The 16,668-nt window shown below is 51.5% G+C and carries 13 protein-coding genes and 4 pseudogenes; 7 read left to right on the top strand and 10 right to left on the bottom strand.

What is annotated here, in order from left to right:
- Positions 1–9: 9 nt before the first annotated feature.
- Positions 10–1,450, bottom strand: a pseudogene (locus HA45_RS10625) (sensor histidine kinase).
- Entirely contained in the window at positions 1,447–2,169 is a 723-nt protein-coding gene (locus tag HA45_RS10620; protein ID WP_100700140.1) for a response regulator transcription factor, read from the bottom strand. The pseudogene HA45_RS10625 and the gene HA45_RS10620 overlap by 4 nt, the downstream one beginning before the upstream one ends.
- A gap of 152 nt (positions 2,170–2,321) precedes the next feature.
- On the opposite strand from HA45_RS10620, the gene HA45_RS10615 reads away from it, so the two are divergent.
- The 3 genes from HA45_RS10615 to HA45_RS10605 are packed head-to-tail and all read left to right on the top strand — an operon-like array spanning position 2,322 to position 3,964.
- A complete protein-coding gene (locus HA45_RS10615; RefSeq protein ID WP_240629166.1) occupies positions 2,322–2,921 on the top strand; it encodes a cytochrome b/b6 domain-containing protein in 600 nt (199 codons plus the stop codon).
- A gap of 3 nt (positions 2,922–2,924) precedes the next feature.
- A complete protein-coding gene (locus tag HA45_RS10610) occupies positions 2,925–3,713 on the top strand; it encodes a molybdopterin-dependent oxidoreductase (protein ID WP_100700016.1) in 789 nt (262 codons plus the stop codon).
- Positions 3,714–3,739: 26 nt separating this feature from the next.
- Complete coding sequence (locus HA45_RS10605) at positions 3,740–3,964, top strand: pentapeptide MXKDX repeat protein (protein WP_100700015.1); 225 nt, start codon at positions 3,740–3,742, stop codon at positions 3,962–3,964.
- Positions 3,965–4,009: 45 nt separating this feature from the next.
- Here HA45_RS10605 and HA45_RS10600 read toward each other — a convergent pair.
- Positions 4,010–4,494: pseudogene (locus tag HA45_RS10600) on the bottom strand (RrF2 family transcriptional regulator).
- Positions 4,495–4,671: 177 nt separating this feature from the next.
- A complete protein-coding gene (locus HA45_RS10595) occupies positions 4,672–5,853 on the bottom strand; it encodes an MFS transporter (RefSeq protein WP_100700013.1) in 1,182 nt (393 codons plus the stop codon).
- Positions 5,854–6,011: 158 nt separating this feature from the next.
- On the opposite strand from HA45_RS10595, the gene tus reads away from it, so the two are divergent.
- Entirely contained in the window at positions 6,012–6,938 is a 927-nt protein-coding gene (tus, locus tag HA45_RS10590; protein ID WP_100700012.1) for a DNA replication terminus site-binding protein, read from the top strand.
- A gap of 73 nt (positions 6,939–7,011) precedes the next feature.
- Here the strand turns inward: tus and fumC are convergent, their stop codons facing one another.
- Entirely contained in the window at positions 7,012–8,409 is a 1,398-nt protein-coding gene (fumC, locus tag HA45_RS10585) for a class II fumarate hydratase (protein WP_100700011.1), read from the bottom strand.
- Positions 8,410–8,605: 196 nt separating this feature from the next.
- On the opposite strand from fumC, the gene manA reads away from it, so the two are divergent.
- Positions 8,606–9,781: a mannose-6-phosphate isomerase gene (gene manA, locus HA45_RS10580; RefSeq protein ID WP_100700010.1), complete on the top strand. Its 1,176-nt coding sequence runs from the start codon at positions 8,606–8,608 to the stop codon at positions 9,779–9,781.
- Between the two features lie 128 nt (positions 9,782–9,909).
- Entirely contained in the window at positions 9,910–11,409 is a 1,500-nt protein-coding gene (locus HA45_RS10575) for a YdgA family protein (protein ID WP_100700009.1), read from the top strand.
- Between the two features lie 36 nt (positions 11,410–11,445).
- Here the strand turns inward: HA45_RS10575 and malI are convergent, their stop codons facing one another.
- Positions 11,446–12,471, bottom strand: coding sequence for a Mal regulon transcriptional regulator MalI (malI, locus tag HA45_RS10570; protein WP_100700008.1), 1,026 nt, complete (start codon positions 12,469–12,471; stop codon positions 11,446–11,448).
- Between the two features lie 179 nt (positions 12,472–12,650).
- On the opposite strand from malI, the pseudogene HA45_RS10565 reads away from it, so the two are divergent.
- Positions 12,651–12,854: pseudogene (locus tag HA45_RS10565) on the top strand (PTS sugar transporter subunit IIBC); the annotation flags it as partial.
- A gap of 1,398 nt (positions 12,855–14,252) precedes the next feature.
- Here the strand turns inward: HA45_RS10565 and HA45_RS10560 are convergent.
- The 4 genes and pseudogenes from HA45_RS10560 to HA45_RS10545 form a co-directional block, all read right to left on the bottom strand.
- Positions 14,253–14,453 (bottom strand): hypothetical protein, encoded by a 201-nt coding sequence (locus HA45_RS10560; protein ID WP_100700007.1) that lies wholly within the window; start codon positions 14,451–14,453, stop codon positions 14,253–14,255.
- 222 nt (positions 14,454–14,675) lie between these two features.
- Complete coding sequence (locus HA45_RS27430) at positions 14,676–15,065, bottom strand: hypothetical protein (RefSeq protein WP_162288446.1); 390 nt, start codon at positions 15,063–15,065, stop codon at positions 14,676–14,678.
- A pseudogene (locus HA45_RS10555) lies at positions 14,984–15,200 on the bottom strand (DUF4113 domain-containing protein); the annotation flags it as partial. The pseudogene HA45_RS10555 and the gene HA45_RS27430, both read right to left, overlap by 82 nt.
- Positions 15,201–16,226: 1,026 nt before the next feature.
- The gene (locus HA45_RS10545; RefSeq protein ID WP_100700004.1) at positions 16,227–16,667 is read right to left on the bottom strand and encodes a tail fiber assembly protein; all 441 of its coding nucleotides are present in this window, start codon (positions 16,665–16,667) and stop codon (positions 16,227–16,229) included.
- Position 16,668 lies beyond the last annotated feature (1 nt).

Genomic DNA, 16,668 nt, shown 5'->3' with positions numbered 1-16,668 from the left:
CCGCCTTTTTTATAGGGGAACGAAAAGTTGGAAGCAGGCACCCGGCGCGGGTTTCAATGCAATGTCGCCGCGATGCAACTGCAACATGCGACGAACGATGACCAGCCCCAAGCCACCATTATCGCGACGATCCGGATCGATGATGGAGGGACGTTCAAACAGTGTCTGACTCACTTCGGGTGAGATACCCGGACCGTTGTCTTCCAGCTCCATCATCACTTTTCCCCTTCCAGCCACAGACGCAGGGTAATGTTTCCACCCGACGGCGTATGACGGATAGCGTTATCGACCAGGTTGGTCAAAACACGCTCAATCATCGACATATCCGCGTCGATCATCGGTAATCCCGACGCGATATCAACAGACAAATGCAGCTGGATTTTTCCAACGCCAGTTCAAATTTCTGGATGACGTCCTGAACCAAATCCGGCAGCGAAAAGCGTTCGTACTGTGGCGTGACGACGCCATGTTCCAGCCGCGCTAACTCAAACAGTTGCTGCGCGAGCATGCCGACCTTTTCACTTTGCGTCAGAGCAATTTGCAAATATCGGCTGCGCTCCGCTTCGGTCAAGCTGCCGGCTTTCACCGCCAGCGTCTCCAGATAACCCTGAATCGACATCAGCGGTGTGCGCAAGTCATGCGAAATGTTGGCGACAAACTCACGACGCTGCTGGTCTTTCAGCTCCAGCGTCTGTACCTGAGCGTCAATACGCTTCGCCATCTCGATAAAGGCGTTTTGCAGCTGCGCCACTTCATCCTGCTGCGTTGATTGGGGTAAGGCGGCAAAGCGTTGCAATGCATCCTCACCCGCTGTCACCTTTTGTGTCAGCTGTCGCACCGGTCTCGTGACCCAATAATAGGCGGCCGCACCGGCCATCAACCCAAGCAGCACAATCACCACCACCGACCAAAGCATGGCGCTGCGCAGCACGGACATTTTTACCCCCTGCTGCAGCTGTTGATAATTCTCCCCCTGCAGAATCACGTAGAGATAACCCACGGTGCTGCTGCCATTAACAATCGGTGCCACGCTGAACACTTTTAGCGCAGAAGAAGAGCGAGGATCGTCACCATATACCGGCAGTGGCGCACCGTTCAGCCACTTTTGCAGCGGCCGGACGTCAATGCGATCCCGGTGCACATGCCCGGCTGGCGCATCATTGGCCAGAATGCGGCCCTGCGCATCCAGCAGATAAACCTCCACGCTCGGGTTGAATGACATCATCTGGCCAAAAAGCTGTTTTAGCGCCGGACCATCGGTATTTCCGGCATTCATCAAGGCGCTACTCTTGGCGATGGAAGCGGCCAAATCCCGCGATAAGTTTTGAATCATGGCATCGCTGTACTGCTGGCGATTGTTGTCTTGAACCAACAGGATCAGCGCACTGCTGATCAATAACATCAGGGCAAACACCAGCGTCAAACGCTGCGTCAGTGACAGGCGCTTCATGAAGCCTGCTCCCCCTCTCCGGGCACCACGAATTTGTAGCCCTGCCCCCACACCGTCAGAATCCAACGCGGCTCTGCTGGCGTCGCTTCAATTTTGAGGCGGAGTCGATTGATGTGGGTATTGACCGTGTGCTCGTAGCCTTCATGCTGGTAACCCCACACCAGATTTAGCAGGCTAAGACGCGAAAAGACCTTTCCTGGATGGCGGGCAAAATGATAGAGCAGCTCGAATTCGCGTGGCGTCAGTTCAATCAGCGTCTGCGCCAGTCGAACCTCACGGGCTACCGGATCAATGCTCAGGCTACCGAGGCGGAGATTTCCCGCATCCTGACGCAGGTTCTGGCTCATCGCTTCCTGGCGGCGGAAAAGTGCTTTAACGCGCGCCACCAGTTCCAGCATCGAGAAGGGCTTAGTCAAATAGTCATCTGCGCCCAGCTCCAGCCCCAGCACGCGATGCACTTCACTGGCACGGGCGCTGATCATCACTATCGGCGTGTAGTGCTGCATATTGCGCGCGCGGCGACATAGCTCCAGTCCATCGACGCCGGGCAGCATAATGTCGAAGATCAGCGCATCCCAGCGTTGGCTTTCCAACAGCTGACTGCCCCTGTCGCCATCCGCCGCATGCGTAATATCAAAGCCTTCGTCACGCAGATGAATGTGTAACAGCTCGGCAATATTGCTATCGTCTTCAACGATTAAGATCTTCTTCGCCATCATATTGAACGCCTCAATGAACATCCTTTAAATCTTATACAGAATTGTCCCCCGGAGTTATCACATTTTGTTTAACTCTACGTGAGGACTCTGTGATCAATAACGGCGCAAAGTCTCTTCATTCCAAACGGCATAGCAATATGCAGAGGTGCAGAATGAAACGTGCTCCTGGTCAAATTATTCATCCGCTGTGGTTGCGAATAACTCACTGGATCAATGCCGTTGCTATGATATTGATGATTCTTAGTGGCTGGAGAATTTATAACGCGTCTCCTTTATTTCCGTTTTCCTTTCCAAACGGATATACCCTGGGAGGTTGGCTGGGTGGCGCACTGCAATGGCATTTTGCGGCAATGTGGCTCTTTGCCGGTAATGGCGTGTTATATCTCACGCTGAACCTCCTGAGCGGCCGTTTTCACCAACGTTTTCTGCCACTCAGCATGGCTCAATTAGGGAAAGATGGCTTATCTGCATTAAAAGGACATCTTAGCCATCACGATCTTCGCCAATATAATATGGTGCAGAAATTCGCTTATATGCTGGTTGTCGCTGATGGCATGTTATTAGCTATTTCAGGATTGGTGTTATGGAAGTCGGTGCAATTCGCATTCCTGCGAGAATTATTGGGCGGCTATGATGCCGCACGCTACCTCCACTTCTTTGCCATGAGCTTTTTATGCGCCTTTGTTGTTATTCATCTGATCATGGTAGCGCTGGTGCCTAAAACATTATTACTGATGACACGCGGACGCTAAAAAATGAACCCTAAAAAGATTGAACGTCCCAGCAGTGAAACTGATGCTCTATTAAAGGACGCCACATTGATTCTGGCGAAACAACTGTCGGGCCATTCACGTCGTCATTTTTTGCGCATGGGTCTAACTGCGGGCGGCGTGGCGTTGCTAACCGGATGTGACCTCGACAATAATCCCGACATCGAAAACGTATTAAGCCGCATGTCACGCTTTAATGACCGTATTCAGGGGTGGTTATTCAGTGGTTACCAAATGGCGCCAGAATATACCTTAAAAGATATCACGCGTCCGTTTCCGTTTAATGCCTTTTACGGTGAAGAAGATATTCCGCAGGTCAACGGTGATGATTACCAGTTGCAACTTACCGGTTTAATACGTGATAAACGCAGCTGGCGACTGCCTGAGTTATATAAACTTTCACAGCATGAACAGATCACCCGCCATATTTGCGTCGAAGGATGGAGCGCGATTGGCCGCTGGGGCGGTGTACGTTTTAGTGACTTCTTGCAACTTATTGGGGCGGATACCAAAGCGAAATATGTCAGCTTCCGCTGTGCCGATGATTACTACACCAGTATTGATATGGCTACCGCATTGCATCCGCAAACCTTATTAGCACTGAGTTGGGATGGACGCCTATTACCGCCGGAATACGGTTACCCCATGAAATTACGCATTCCGACCAAGCTGGGTTATAAAAACCCCAAGCACATTATTTCAATTGAAATCACCAACCGCTTTACCGGTGGCTACTGGGAAGATCAGGGCTACAACTGGTTTGGCGGCAGTTAATACCCTCAACCTGAAAGGAAATGAAGATGAAAAATATTATTGTCACCGTATTGGCAGGCGCGATGTTGATGGCTTTCTCTGGTGCTTATGCGGCTGACACCATGGCGAAAGATGCCATGCAGAACGACAGCGCTATGTCCCATGACGGCATGAAGAAAGACCACATGAAAAAACCGATCAAAAAACATGACAGCATGAAGAAAGATGGCATGGCGAAAGACGATATGGCAAAAGATGGGATGTCTAAGTAACAGTGTCGGTTACCGGGCTGATGTCCGGTAACCGTTTTACTGATTTCAGCGGGATTTTTTGCAGAGGTCTTCGATTTCGAGATCGGGCAGTTCACCGCAGCTGCTGGTGTTGTGTTTCTTCAGCTCTGCCAGTGCATCGGCCACGGTGCGCGTCTCCAGCACCTTCAATGAGGCTTCTTCTGCCTCTTCAGCAATCGATTTGAAGTACCAGCACAGGTTGGCACTGACCAGGCAGCGCGGTGCCACATCCGGACGTGAGGCCCAGAGCTTTTGTCTTCGATCACAGAAGTATAAATATCGCGCAGCGTGATGTCTGCGGCTGGCCGACCGAGATGAATCGAACCGGTACGGCCAAGCGTAGAGACAATGATGCCATCGCGTGTTAACGGAACCATAAGTTTCCGAATGAAACTGGGGTTCGCTTCAAGACCATACGCCAAAATAGCACTGGTCGAGCGTTTGCCCAGTTGCTCCGCCATCGCTACGCTCAAAACCATCTGCAAAGCTGTCGGGAAGCGGTAATCAAGCATTTCTGTATCCTGAGTTGCGGTTTATCTTCTTGTTTTTATGCCGCGGCAGTGAGTAATCAATGAGCAATAAATATAACAAACACTGTTGCTTTTTAGAAGCCAGCGACTGTGATCAAGGCACGTATTCATCATTTGATCAGGCAGAAGCGCACAGGCTGCTTAGTTTACCACTCTCCTTTACGCTTGTGGCTGCAGCGCTGGCAATTTTTGCTTCAGCACCCCCACCAACAACACGTTAATTAACGCCAACAGGCACAGCAGCCATAAAGTGGCATTCGCCCCGAACTGCTGAAAAACATATCCCCCTACCAGCGGCGTCAACGCCTGGCCAATCAGTGCAGGACGCGCCATGCGACCGACAACAATGGCGTAAGACTCTGGTTTGACCATCACCAGCGGTAAAGTTCCCCGCACTATCGCACGCAGACCATTTCCGGCGCCGTACAGCACCATACTCACTAGCGCAAACTGCGGATACAGGGTCAGCAGCAGCAAGCCGATCGCCACCAATCCCACGGAGAAAAACGTCGTCCAGATCGGATGTCCGCGTTTGAACGCAATATCCACAATCCGTGAACCGACCTGACAGGGTCCCAAAATGGCGCTGATGGCCAGGGCCGCCGTGAGTGAATGACCGCTTGCCTGCAACAAGCTAATCAGTTGCACTGAAATCGCCGTCATGATCACCGATGCGAGGGTGAAAATAGCACACAGCAACCAGAACAGCCCCGGTGCTAAATCATCATGCCCGTGATGTTTTTTTGTAGCCTTTTTTATGCTGGATTTAACCGGCGCGGGCAGCGCGTAGCCATAGGCGGGCAAAACGGCCATACACAGCAAACCGGCAATAGCAAAACACGCCCCGCGCCAATCGAGCCAATGGATGAGCAGTGCCGTACCCGGCCACACCAGTGAGGTGCAGAAGCCGGAAATCAGGGTGATGCCGGTAATCGCGCCGCGCGCCTGACCACCGTAAAGCGTGCCCAGCGTGGCAAACAGTGAATCATATAAGCCCATCGCCATCCCGATACCGATGATCAACCAGGCAAACAGAAACAGCAGCAGATGATGGCTAAGTCCCATGATCACCAGTCCCACGGCCATCACGACGCCGCTCGAAGCCAGTAAAAACCGGCCGTAGGATCCTGCAATCAATCGGCCACTCAGCGGTGCCAGTAAGCCTGAAATCAATATGCCCAGCGAGAGCGCACCGTATACCCATTGCTGCGACCAGCCGGTTTCCGCCACAATCGGGTTGGCCATCACTGCCATCAGATAAAATGAACCGCCCCACGACAGGATTTGCACCAATCCCAGGGTGACGATGGCAGAAACAGCAGGTTTAGGGTGATGCTCCACGACAATTATTCCGTTAGCAGGCAAAGTGTTGTTATAACACGTTCATCCTATTGCAAAAAATGCTTGTGTGCCCTGCTTCGCGAAATGATGTTTCCAGGCTGGCAGATTGGCACCCTATCAGTTAAGTTGGAGGGTATGTTGTAACTATGGAGCGTAACATGTCTCGCTATGATTTGGTTGCCGATTTGCACGCGTGCGTCAATGCGCTGGAGTTGGGTCTTAGCACCTTACGCCAGCAGGTGGAACAGCAGCCGTTGCTGATTGCGCGCGCATTCAGTTTGCCCGAGATTGAAAAAGGCCACGAGAATGATGAGATTGAGCGCATCGCCGTCACTCAACATCTCGGCCAGAAAGCACGTGATATGGCGCTGGCTCACTACTGCCGTCTGTTTATGCAGCACCAGTCAGAAAAACTCAGCACCAAAGCGGCAGTGCGATTGCCCGGAGCGATCTGCATTGAAGCGGATGACGCCATCAGCGAACAAATCAGCCAACAGGTTGCCGATATTAATGCGCTCAAGCTGCGGCTTGAACACCTGATCACCGTGGAATCGGGGTTGCCGAGTGAGGCGCGCTTTGAATTTGTTCACCAACATCTGCGCGGTTTAATTACGCTCAATGCCTACCGCAGCGTGACCCTGCTGCACGCACCGGACAGTCTGCGTTTTGGCTGGGCCAACAAGAACATCATCAAGAACCTCACGCGAGAAGCGGTCGTTGAACAACTGGAGCGCAGCCTGAAGGCAAACCGTGCGCAAGCGCCATGGACGCGCGAGCAGTGGTCAGAGAAAGTGCAGCAGGAGCTGGAAATGATTCTGTCGTTGCCCGCCGATGCCAAATTGAAAATCAAACGTCCGGTGAAAGTTCAACCGATTGCCCGCGTCTGGCGGGCCAGTGATAAGAAGCAAGTGCAACTCGCCTGCCCTTCTCCGCTGCTGGTATTGTGCCGCGATAAAACTCAAGTGCCGATTTTAGGGGAATTGCTGGATTACGATGCCGATAACGTGGCGCACCGCTATAAGCCGCTGGCGCAGCCGCTGCATCTGGTGATCCCAAGATTGCATTTGTGGAGTGACAAACTGTAATGAAGAGGCGGCCCGCAGGCCGCCTCTGTAACCACCAACCCTCGCTGAACTGACAGTCAGTCCGCTGCGAAAGTTACTGCTTCATGCTGCCAACCATCTCTTCAGGACGGACCCACTCGTCGAACTGTTCTTCGGTCAGATAACCGAGCTTGAGCGCCGAGCCTTTCAGTGTCAGTCCTTCTTTATGCGCTTTCTTGGCGATTTCCGCCGCTTTGTCATAACCGATATGGGTATTCAGCGCCGTTACCAGCATCAGCGATTCGTTCAGCAACTGATCGATACGTTCGCGCACCGGTTCAATGCCGACTGCGCAGTGGTGGTTAAAGCTGTCCATGCCATCAGCTAACAGGCGAACGGATTGCAAGAAGTTGTGGATGACCATCGGACGGAACACGTTCAGCTCGAAGTTGCCTGATGCACCACCAATATTGACCGCGACGTCGTTACCCATCACCTGACAGCACAGCATGGTCAGTGCTTCGCATTGGGTCGGGTTGACTTTACCTGGCATGATCGAGCTGCCCGGCTCGTTTTCCGGAATGGCCAGTTCGCCGATGCCGCAACGTGGACCGGATGCCAGCCAGCGCACGTCATTCGCGATTTTCATCAGTGACGCCGCCAGGCCTTTCAAGGCACCGTGTGCATGCACCAGCGCATCACAAGTTGCCAGCGCTTCAAATTTATTCGGCGCGGTAATAAACGGTTGCTGAGTCAGGTCGGCCAGGGCTTTCGCCACACGCACCGCGTATTCCGGATGGGTGTTCAAACCCGTGCCCACTGCGGTGCCGCCCAGCGCCAGTTCGGCCACGTGAGGAATGCTGTGTTCGATGTGCTTGAGGTTATGCTCCAGCATTGCCACCCAGCCAGAAATTTCCTGGCCCAGCGTCAATGGCGTGGCGTCTTGCAGGTGGGTACGACCAATCTTCACGATGTCTTTAAAGGCTTCAGACTTCTCGCTCAGGGTCTTTTTCAGCACATGAATCTGCGGAATCAGCTGCTCCCGCACGGCGATGACCGCGGCCACGTGCATGGCGGTGGGGAACACATCGTTGGAGCTTTGGCTCTTGTTGACGTCATCATTTGGGTGCACCAAACGCGACATGCCACGCTCGCCGCCGAGGATTTCACTGGCGCGGTTGGCCAGCACTTCGTTCATGTTCATGTTGGTCTGGGTACCGGAACCGGTCTGCCAGATCGCCAGCGGAAACTCTTCACTGTGTTTATCAGCCAGCACTTCGTCAGCCGCCTTCAGGATCGCCTCCGCACGCTCTGCCGGAAGCAGGCCGAGATCACGGTTCACCTGTGCTGCTGCGCGTTTGGTCAACGCCAAAGCATGCACCAATGCAACGGGCATCTTCTCGGTTGAGATTCGGAAATGCTCCAGCGAACGCTGGGTTTGTGCCCCCCACAACTTATCTGCCGGTACTTCGATCGGTCCCATTGAATCTTTTTCAATGCGATTCGCTGCCATGACTACGTCTCCTTAGCTCAGATTAGAGGTTTCCGCTCAGGTCGTCTTCCCGCGACGCCGTTGAGCGAGCAAGATTGTCACATACAAGAAATTAACATTATGCGAGCCCATCGCGTTTATTGCACTTGTTGATGTATTTTGTATGGCACTTTCTGCTTTAATAAGCCTATTTACTTACGGTTATTAAGGGTAAACGATGCAAAAATTGAACAATTCGCTGCAAAATTACGCCTGGGGCAGCAAAACTGCGCTGACTGACCTGTACGGCATTGAAAACCCACAGGGTTTACCGATGGCTGAACTGTGGATGGGCGCGCACCCGAAAAGCCCTTCGACCGTTGAGATCAACGGTGAAACGCGTTCACTGCGCGATGTTATCAATGACGATCAGGCTGCCACTTTAGGAAAAGCCGTAGCCCAACGCTTTGGTGAACTACCGTTCTTGTTTAAGGTGTTGTGCGCCGATCAGGCATTATCGATTCAGGTGCATCCAAGCAAAGCGGCGGCTGAAGTGGGTTTCGCGCGTGAAAATGCCGCGGGGATTCCGCTGAGCGCCGCCAATCGAAATTACAAAGATGCCAATCACAAGCCGGAACTGGTGTATGCCCTGACGCCATTCCAGGCGATGAATGGCTTCCGCGAGATGCACGAAATTGTCTCCCTGCTTGAGCCGGTCGCCGGCGCCCATCCGCAGATTGCCCACTTCCTCGAAAAAGCCGATGAGGCCAGCCTGGCAAAACTGTTTTCAACGCTGCTGTCACTCAAAGACGAGGCTAAATCACGGGCCGTGGCAGTATTGAAGTCTGCACTCAATTCACGCGAGGGCGACCCCTGGCAGACCATCAAAAACATCGCCGCTGATTATCCTGACGATACCGGTCTGTTTTCGCCGTTGCTGCTGAACGTTATCACTCTGCAACCCGGCGAAGCGATGTTCCTGTTTGCCGAAACGCCGCACGCGTATTTGAAAGGCGTGGCGTTAGAAGTGATGGCGAACTCCGATAACGTATTGCGCGCAGGCTTGACGCCGAAATTTATCGATATCCCAGAACTGATGGCGAACCTGAAGTTCGAGGCTAAACCCGCGGCGACGCTGCTGACCCAACCTCAGCAGCAAGGCGATACGCTGAACTTCCCCATCCCGGTGGACGATTTTGCCTTTGCTATCCATTCACTGTCCGCTGCACCACAATCGCTAGCGCAGCAGAGCGCCGCGGTGCTGTTCTGCATCGAAGGACAAGCGGTGATTGAGAAGTCAGGTGAGCAGCTGGTATTGAAACCGGGGGAATCCTGTTTCATCGCCGCCAACGCGTCGCCGGTAAGCGCAGCGGGCACCGGTCGTTTGGCGCGGGTGTACAACGCTCTCGGTTGATCCGGCTGACGATGCCAGCATTAACTGCTATTCTTTCAAACTATTAATTTAAAACGCCTGCGGGCGTTTTTCTTCACCGTCGCACCCCAACAGCGGCGTGCGGACCCAAGGATAAGGACGACTCAGCGATGAAAAAGACCAAGGTTGCCGTAGGTGTGATTGTAGCGATTGGCGTGATATTGACAGGCGCATCCTGGTTTACTGGCAAGCAGTTGGAAAGCCATATGGATCAGATGTTGCAAAACGCCAACTCGCAGCTTAGTGCCTATGCGCCTAATGCCCGCCTGACGCTTAGCTATCAGGATTACCAGCGCGGTATCTTCAGCAGCAAAACCAAACTGGTGATTCAGGCCAGTTCACAGACTGAAGATAATCCGTTGCTTAAGCCGGGTCAGAGCATCGTGCTGAACGAAACTATCGATCACGGCCCCTTCCCGTTCGCCCAGTTGAAGCGCGGCAGCCTGATTCCGAGCATGGCGTCCGTGCATACCGAGCTGGAAAACACCGATGCGGTGAAGAAACTGTTTGAACTCACTAACGGTAAATCGCTGGTAACCGCGGATACACGCGTCGGCTATAGCGGTGCCACTGACACCGCACTGGATCTGCTGGCGGTGGATTATAACAATGCACAAACTGGCGACCGTCTCGCCACTAACGGCGGCAGCCTGGAGATCAGCGCCGACAGCAAAGGTGACAAAGTCAGCCTGAATGGCGATTTCTCTAGCATTGCTGTCACCAGCAAAAACCAGATTGAACAGCCGGTACTGTTCACCCTTAACGGCCTGAAGTTGAAGGGTGATACTCACCTCAGCCCGGAAGGCGTGCGCGTGGGCGATCAATCCATCAGCCTGGATAAACTCGACGCCAGCATCAACGGTCAGGAAGGTCTATCGCTGCAGAAGCTCGACACCAAGTCGTCCTTTGATAACAAAGACGGCAAAATTGGCGGCAATCTGGATCTGAACGTCGGCAATATTACCCTGCAGAAGCAGCCGTTCGGCGAAGCTAAGCTGGCGATGAAGTTTGCACAATTTGACGCGCAGGCGGTGAAAACTTTCTCTGATAGCTACAATGCGCAAATGCAGGGGTTGCTGAATCAACCCGGTCTGGTTGAGGATCCGGCGCGCTATCAGGCCAGTGTGCAAACCATCCTGAAAAATAACCTGCCGACGCTGCTTAAAGGTTCCCCAACCGTTAGCATCGCGCCTTTGAGCTGGAAAAACGAGAAAGGGGAAAGCACCTTCAACCTCAATCTCGGCTTTAACGATCCCGCTACGGTCACCGGCGAAGCGCAAAATCTGGGCGCTGCGGTAGACCGCGTGCTGAAAACGCTTGATGGCAAGCTGAACATCAATATGCCGATGGCCACCGAAGCGATGCGTCACGTCGGTCTGGCCGAAGGTTATCAGAGCGACGATGCGCAGAAGTTGGCGGATCAGCAGGTGAAAGGTTTGGCGGCAATGGGCCAGATGTTCCGTCTGACGCAGCAGCAGGATGACAACATCACCACCAGCCTGCAGTACGGCAACGGCCAGGTGACAATGAACGGCGACAAGATGTCACTGGAGCAGTTCTTGTCTCGCTATATGCTGGGCGCACAGACCAGCGAAGGGATGCCGGAGTAAATATGTGGCGGGTGCATTTCGGTGCGCCCGCCCATTTCACGCCCCCCGCACCAACTGCGGCGGCACAATCAGCGTTTGCACCTCCGCTTCCGGTTGCACCAGTCGTTGCAACATTCTTTCCCCGGCTCGCCTGCCGACATCACGCGCCTCGCTACTGACAAACGTCAGCGATGAATCATAGGATTCACGTTGCGGATCGTCATTAAAGCCGACCAGCGCCAGCTTCTGCGTGAAATAGCTGTCCACCGCATCTTCACCCAACGAACGACCGCTATGCATCGCCCCAAAATAGCAGCCCAGCGTGGTGCTGGCGTTGTGCGCAATAATGGCGGTGATGCGAGGATGATGATGCAGCAGATCCTGCGTCAATGCCGATACGCTCTGCTGACGATCGTCGCACTCAATGATCCAGTCCGGACGAAACGGTAAACCATACTGCAGCAAGGTGGCACAGTAACCGCCAATCCTTTCGGCGCGCGTCAGTGAAGAACCCAATCCCCCCACCCACGCGATACGCTGATGCCCCTGACGGATCAGGTACTCCGTTGCGATGCGAGCGGCCTGGCTGTTGTCTGGTCGCAGAGAATCGACTTTATCAAGGCTGCTGGCCCGAGCCGCACATATCAGGGCAATTTGCTGTTCGTGTGCCTGCGCCACCAGCGTTTCCGCCTGGGCCACTGCACCGCCCAATACAATGCCATCGGCACCCTGCGCCACCAGCGAATCGAAGCAGCGCTGCAGATGCTGCCCGTGCTGACCACTCTGCGTCAGCACCAACACTTTCCCCTGCTGCTCCAGCACTTCGCTCAAGCCCGCGGTCATCGCGGCGTAAAACGGCTGGCTGAGATCACGCACGATCAGGCCAATCACCCCGCTCTCCCCGCCACGCAGGATGGAGGCTGAACGGTTGCGCACGTATCCCAACAGCTCAATCGCCTGATTCACGCGCTCAGTGGTGGCGGACGATATGCGCCCTTTGCCAGACAACACCAGTGAAACTGTCGAGACGGAGACACCGGCAGCTTGCGCTACGTCATGGATAGTGGTTTTAAGCTGGGACATCGCGTTCCGTTTCCAACAACTGATGAAGAAACAAAGAGGTAAAACGTTACACTGATTAGCGCAAAAATAAAGCCCGACATTAGTCACGCTTTGTGACTATAGCCACAAAATGACTTGGTAAAACGTTTTATCATTTATTTATCAGTTTACACGTTTGCCCTTTTAAGCCAGGAGAGACCATGTCAGTGAGCCGACCCAAAATGTCACTTTGGGAATTTTTCCAGAGTCTGGGTAAAACCTTTATGTTGCCCGTTGCCCTGCTGTCGTTTTGCGGCATTTTATTAGGCATTGGCAGTTCACTCAGCAGTCACGATGTATTGACGCTGATTCCGATGCTCGATCAGCCCTTCCTGCAATATTTATTTATCTGGAGAGAGGGGATTAGGAAACGGAAGTCGACTGAAGTCGCAACGTATCACGGTTTTTGTCAGAGCCTTACCGCAAAATGATTCACTACCTAGCACGTAGTAACATCGTTTTGCGGTAATTTTTTGCCCCATACATGCCCCACAGATTTTGGTCACTACATCAACCGCTTCGCTGGCATTCTACTAGTGCCAGCCTAATATAAGAGTGTCGCTTCTACTTAACTGTACTATCGACAAACTCCGATTGATCATGATTCGCACCCGTTGTGCAGCCCGGACGCCATCAGTGCCGGGCTTTTTTGATTCTGAAACTATCACTTATGAAACGGAACTAAATCCGTTACTCCCCTCAGTAAATTCTTATCATGGAACTTTTCGGAACGTTCAAGAAACTATTGCTATAATAGCGACGTATTCATATACACGCAGCAAGCGTTATGCGTACGAAAAGAGAATTTCTCATTGAACGAATTTTTACCCGCCTCTGTGCGGTTTTTTGTGTTTAAAGACTGGATTATCCAAGGACGAACGTTATCATAAGGGCGTTCCAGTTCTCCTCGGAACTACCAACACTCCATTGATATGTCAGGCATTTAATTATTGCCGCCCGGACTCCATTGCTCCGGGCTTTTTTGTGCTAAAAACGGTTACACATGCATTTGGCTTACCGGGACTAATTGACTTAAGCCTTCCTAATATTTCTTATTAAATTCCAGAATTAACACTTTACTTACAAAGGTTAATTTTTGTTCATAATTTTCAGACTATTACACTGTAATCAGATGATTTAACGAACCAAATTTTGTTGTAAGAGTGTTACATTTTCCCTTCAACATTAGTGATGTGATGTTGTTCGTTACAAACTCCAATTTAACGCCCGCTCCATTTTTGGAAGCGGGTTTTTTTTCGTCCAAGCGGCTCAGATCACAATAATTAACGCAGGAAAGAGCATGATGAATACAAACCAGAAGGTTCGATAGTTTCCCCCAAAGATTGCCCGCGCTTCATCTCACTCGCAGCGCGGGCTTTTTGTTGCTATGGTCTACATTAATAACTGGCATGAAATACGAATGGCTGTGTTTGCAGAGGGCTGAGTGAGATACCCGTTTATACCGGCTTTGGCTACAGTACTTATCAGTATGATTGTGTTTCTAATGCAGGCACAATGGACTCCCATGCTTTGGTGACTCGACGCATCATTGCAGGCCAACAAAAACTATAAAAGATTATTATGAACTCTCCGCACAGGACTGAACTCAAGGGCAGCCTGTGCTTTTTTTTATGCGCACTCTGGCAATTTTGGCCTCAAGCTATTTTCAATTCGTTCCGGTTCCCATCGGGACAAAATGAATTAGAGGCATAATATTTGATGCCGGGATTACTTTGCTCCGGGCTATTTTGCACAGAAGTGATTCAACGATTGTGCTGACGGAGCAAGTCCAAGACGACATCTACAGCTAAGTGATAGTCATCTCCTGCAAAATTTTGTTTAACAACTCCAATCAGAGAATCTTTGGTGAGCTCTTTTTGCTCTTCAAGAATGCACATGAGAGACCCGCCTAACACACCAATTACACGTGAGTGAAGATTTTCAAAATACTTTTCATCCTTCATGGCGCACTCCAGAAATGAGAATTGTCCTAATCATTCTAGATCACCTTGTGAATAGTGAATTTATGATTGGTCTCAAAAGCAAAAATTAAAAGGCATACTATTCTTCTTAAGTCCTGACTGCTTCCCCGTAGTTGAGGCCATGCTCTTACTCTTAATGGAAATGTTTGGCATAAATTGTTGCCGCCCGGGTGACTGGTGTTTCCCGGGCTTTTATTTTGAGCATTAAATTGGTGACCCATCCTGTTCGTGTATTGCAGTAACCTCGTGCGTTACCACTCCAACCACGGCCACATCCTCCAGCAGGTCATTCTCCAGAGTCAGACCGTCATCGGTGATGATGCGGCTGGGATGCAGATAAGCATGCCCCCATTCGTAATTTCCTGACAGGTCCAACAGAACAGCGTCACCATTCTGCGGTCGACGCTTCTCGTCTACGATGCAACTTCGCCCGTTCCATTCCACCAGGTAACAGGTACTGCTGGTTGTCATCAATTTCTGAACCGGGAGAGTCACCTCGCAGCCAGCAGATCCTAATATCGAGTGGTGTACGCCGGGGACAACATTTCTCGCTTCATTGCCCACGCTTTCTGAGTACCCTGTGCTGCGAACCATATTTTCTCCTTCCCGCTCTGGTTAAGGCCGTCGACTAAGCGCCCCACTGCTGGCCTTTGGTTTGTGGTCGTCAAAGAGATTGAGCTGTGAAATGCCCTGGCTAAAAAAGTCGATGAGGATCGCACCTGCTTTCATTTAGCGCCGGGCGAATGTTGCGCTGAAGACATAACACATGTTCACATCAACCAGCGCGAACATCACATTCCACCATTGGGATTGAAAACCTGGAACACGCGCTCCTCACCGTTTGTAGGTGAAATGTCCCGGAACGTTGTTGTGTGGGTTTCAATCCACTTATTCGCTTCACTCAGGGAATACTCCCACTTATAACGTTTAAGCACTGCCACAAAGTCCACTGTACTGATTGTGAATCGGCCCTCTGCATCACGCTTTAGCGCCTGTCTGAAGGCCATCTTAATTTCGTAGTCACGGGGCATTGTCATTCCCACTCAACAACACTGTATGTACGTACAGTATTATTTGTAAAAAGAAGCTTATCAAGATCGTTAACGTGAGGTTTTTGTAAAGCCCTTGGCGCATAACGAAATTTACTTTTTTAATTGCTCTGATTTTGACAAATGATTTTGAAAACCTAAGCTTTATTAGCAACATACCGTTGCTTTCATGGACTGGGGAAATTATGAAGAAGTTTTTAAGCGGATTAATCATTATTACAGGCCTTGTGACGCTGGCAGGATGCCATCATGAAAGCCCTGCAGTAGGCCATGATGGTCGACCGCATGCACCAAGCGGCGAATCAGTACCTGGCGGCCCGCTGGGCAAAGGCCCGGTTGGTCAGCCACAGAGTTAGTCAGTGCCCGGCCACCGTGCCGGGTTTTTTATGCTCTAGCACAGAACAATCCTAACCTCACAACTTGTAAGAGCATTCCCACATCACTGTACTTTACACAGTCTTAGCCTAAGAGAGCTACACGCATACAGGATGTTGCGCGTTAGCGTACGAGTTTGCAGGTTAATCCTGCCATGAAACACTTTGCCCGCCACTGAGCGGGCTTTTTTACGCATGTTGCATGGGTGGGAGGCACGGTAAAACGAATTTAGGTGGAGGGGATCAGTGTGAGCGACTAACCTTTAATTACCCACCCCGTAGTCTGCTTCAAGACGGGCGCGGTACATATCTGCCCCGTCGCCGGGGCTTTTTTAAGGAGTTGGCTTTGTCGGCCACTGTATATCAGGTGCAACACTGATGTCGGTATCGTTCAGAGCGTCAATGTAATCCATCCAGGCATTAAGTGATTCAGTCTCAGCATTACTCAATTTGCGGCCCATCAGAAGTTTAGTCTGCCATACAATGATTGACTGTGTAGCCTCATCCAGTAATATTTTACGCTTGGATTCTGTAAAGACTTGATGATCAATCGGAGGCAACTCTTCCAACCTAGGTCCCTTCTCATCAAATTCCTGATAGTATCCTTCAGGAGGGTTACACCAAGCCAAATAATCACCCGCCGATATTTCAACTAAATCAGTCGGCTTATTGGCATACAAATTCATATCAGATTGAAGATAAAATCCTTTAGCAGAAATGCTGTAATAATATTTTTCTTCAAAATTTCCTACTTCTTCAGTGGTCTCAACCATT

The organism is Pantoea rodasii, assembly GCF_002095465.1.
GTDB lineage: Bacteria > Pseudomonadota > Gammaproteobacteria > Enterobacterales > Enterobacteriaceae > Pantoea > Pantoea rodasii.
This window is presented reverse-complemented; position numbering and strand designations above follow the sequence as displayed.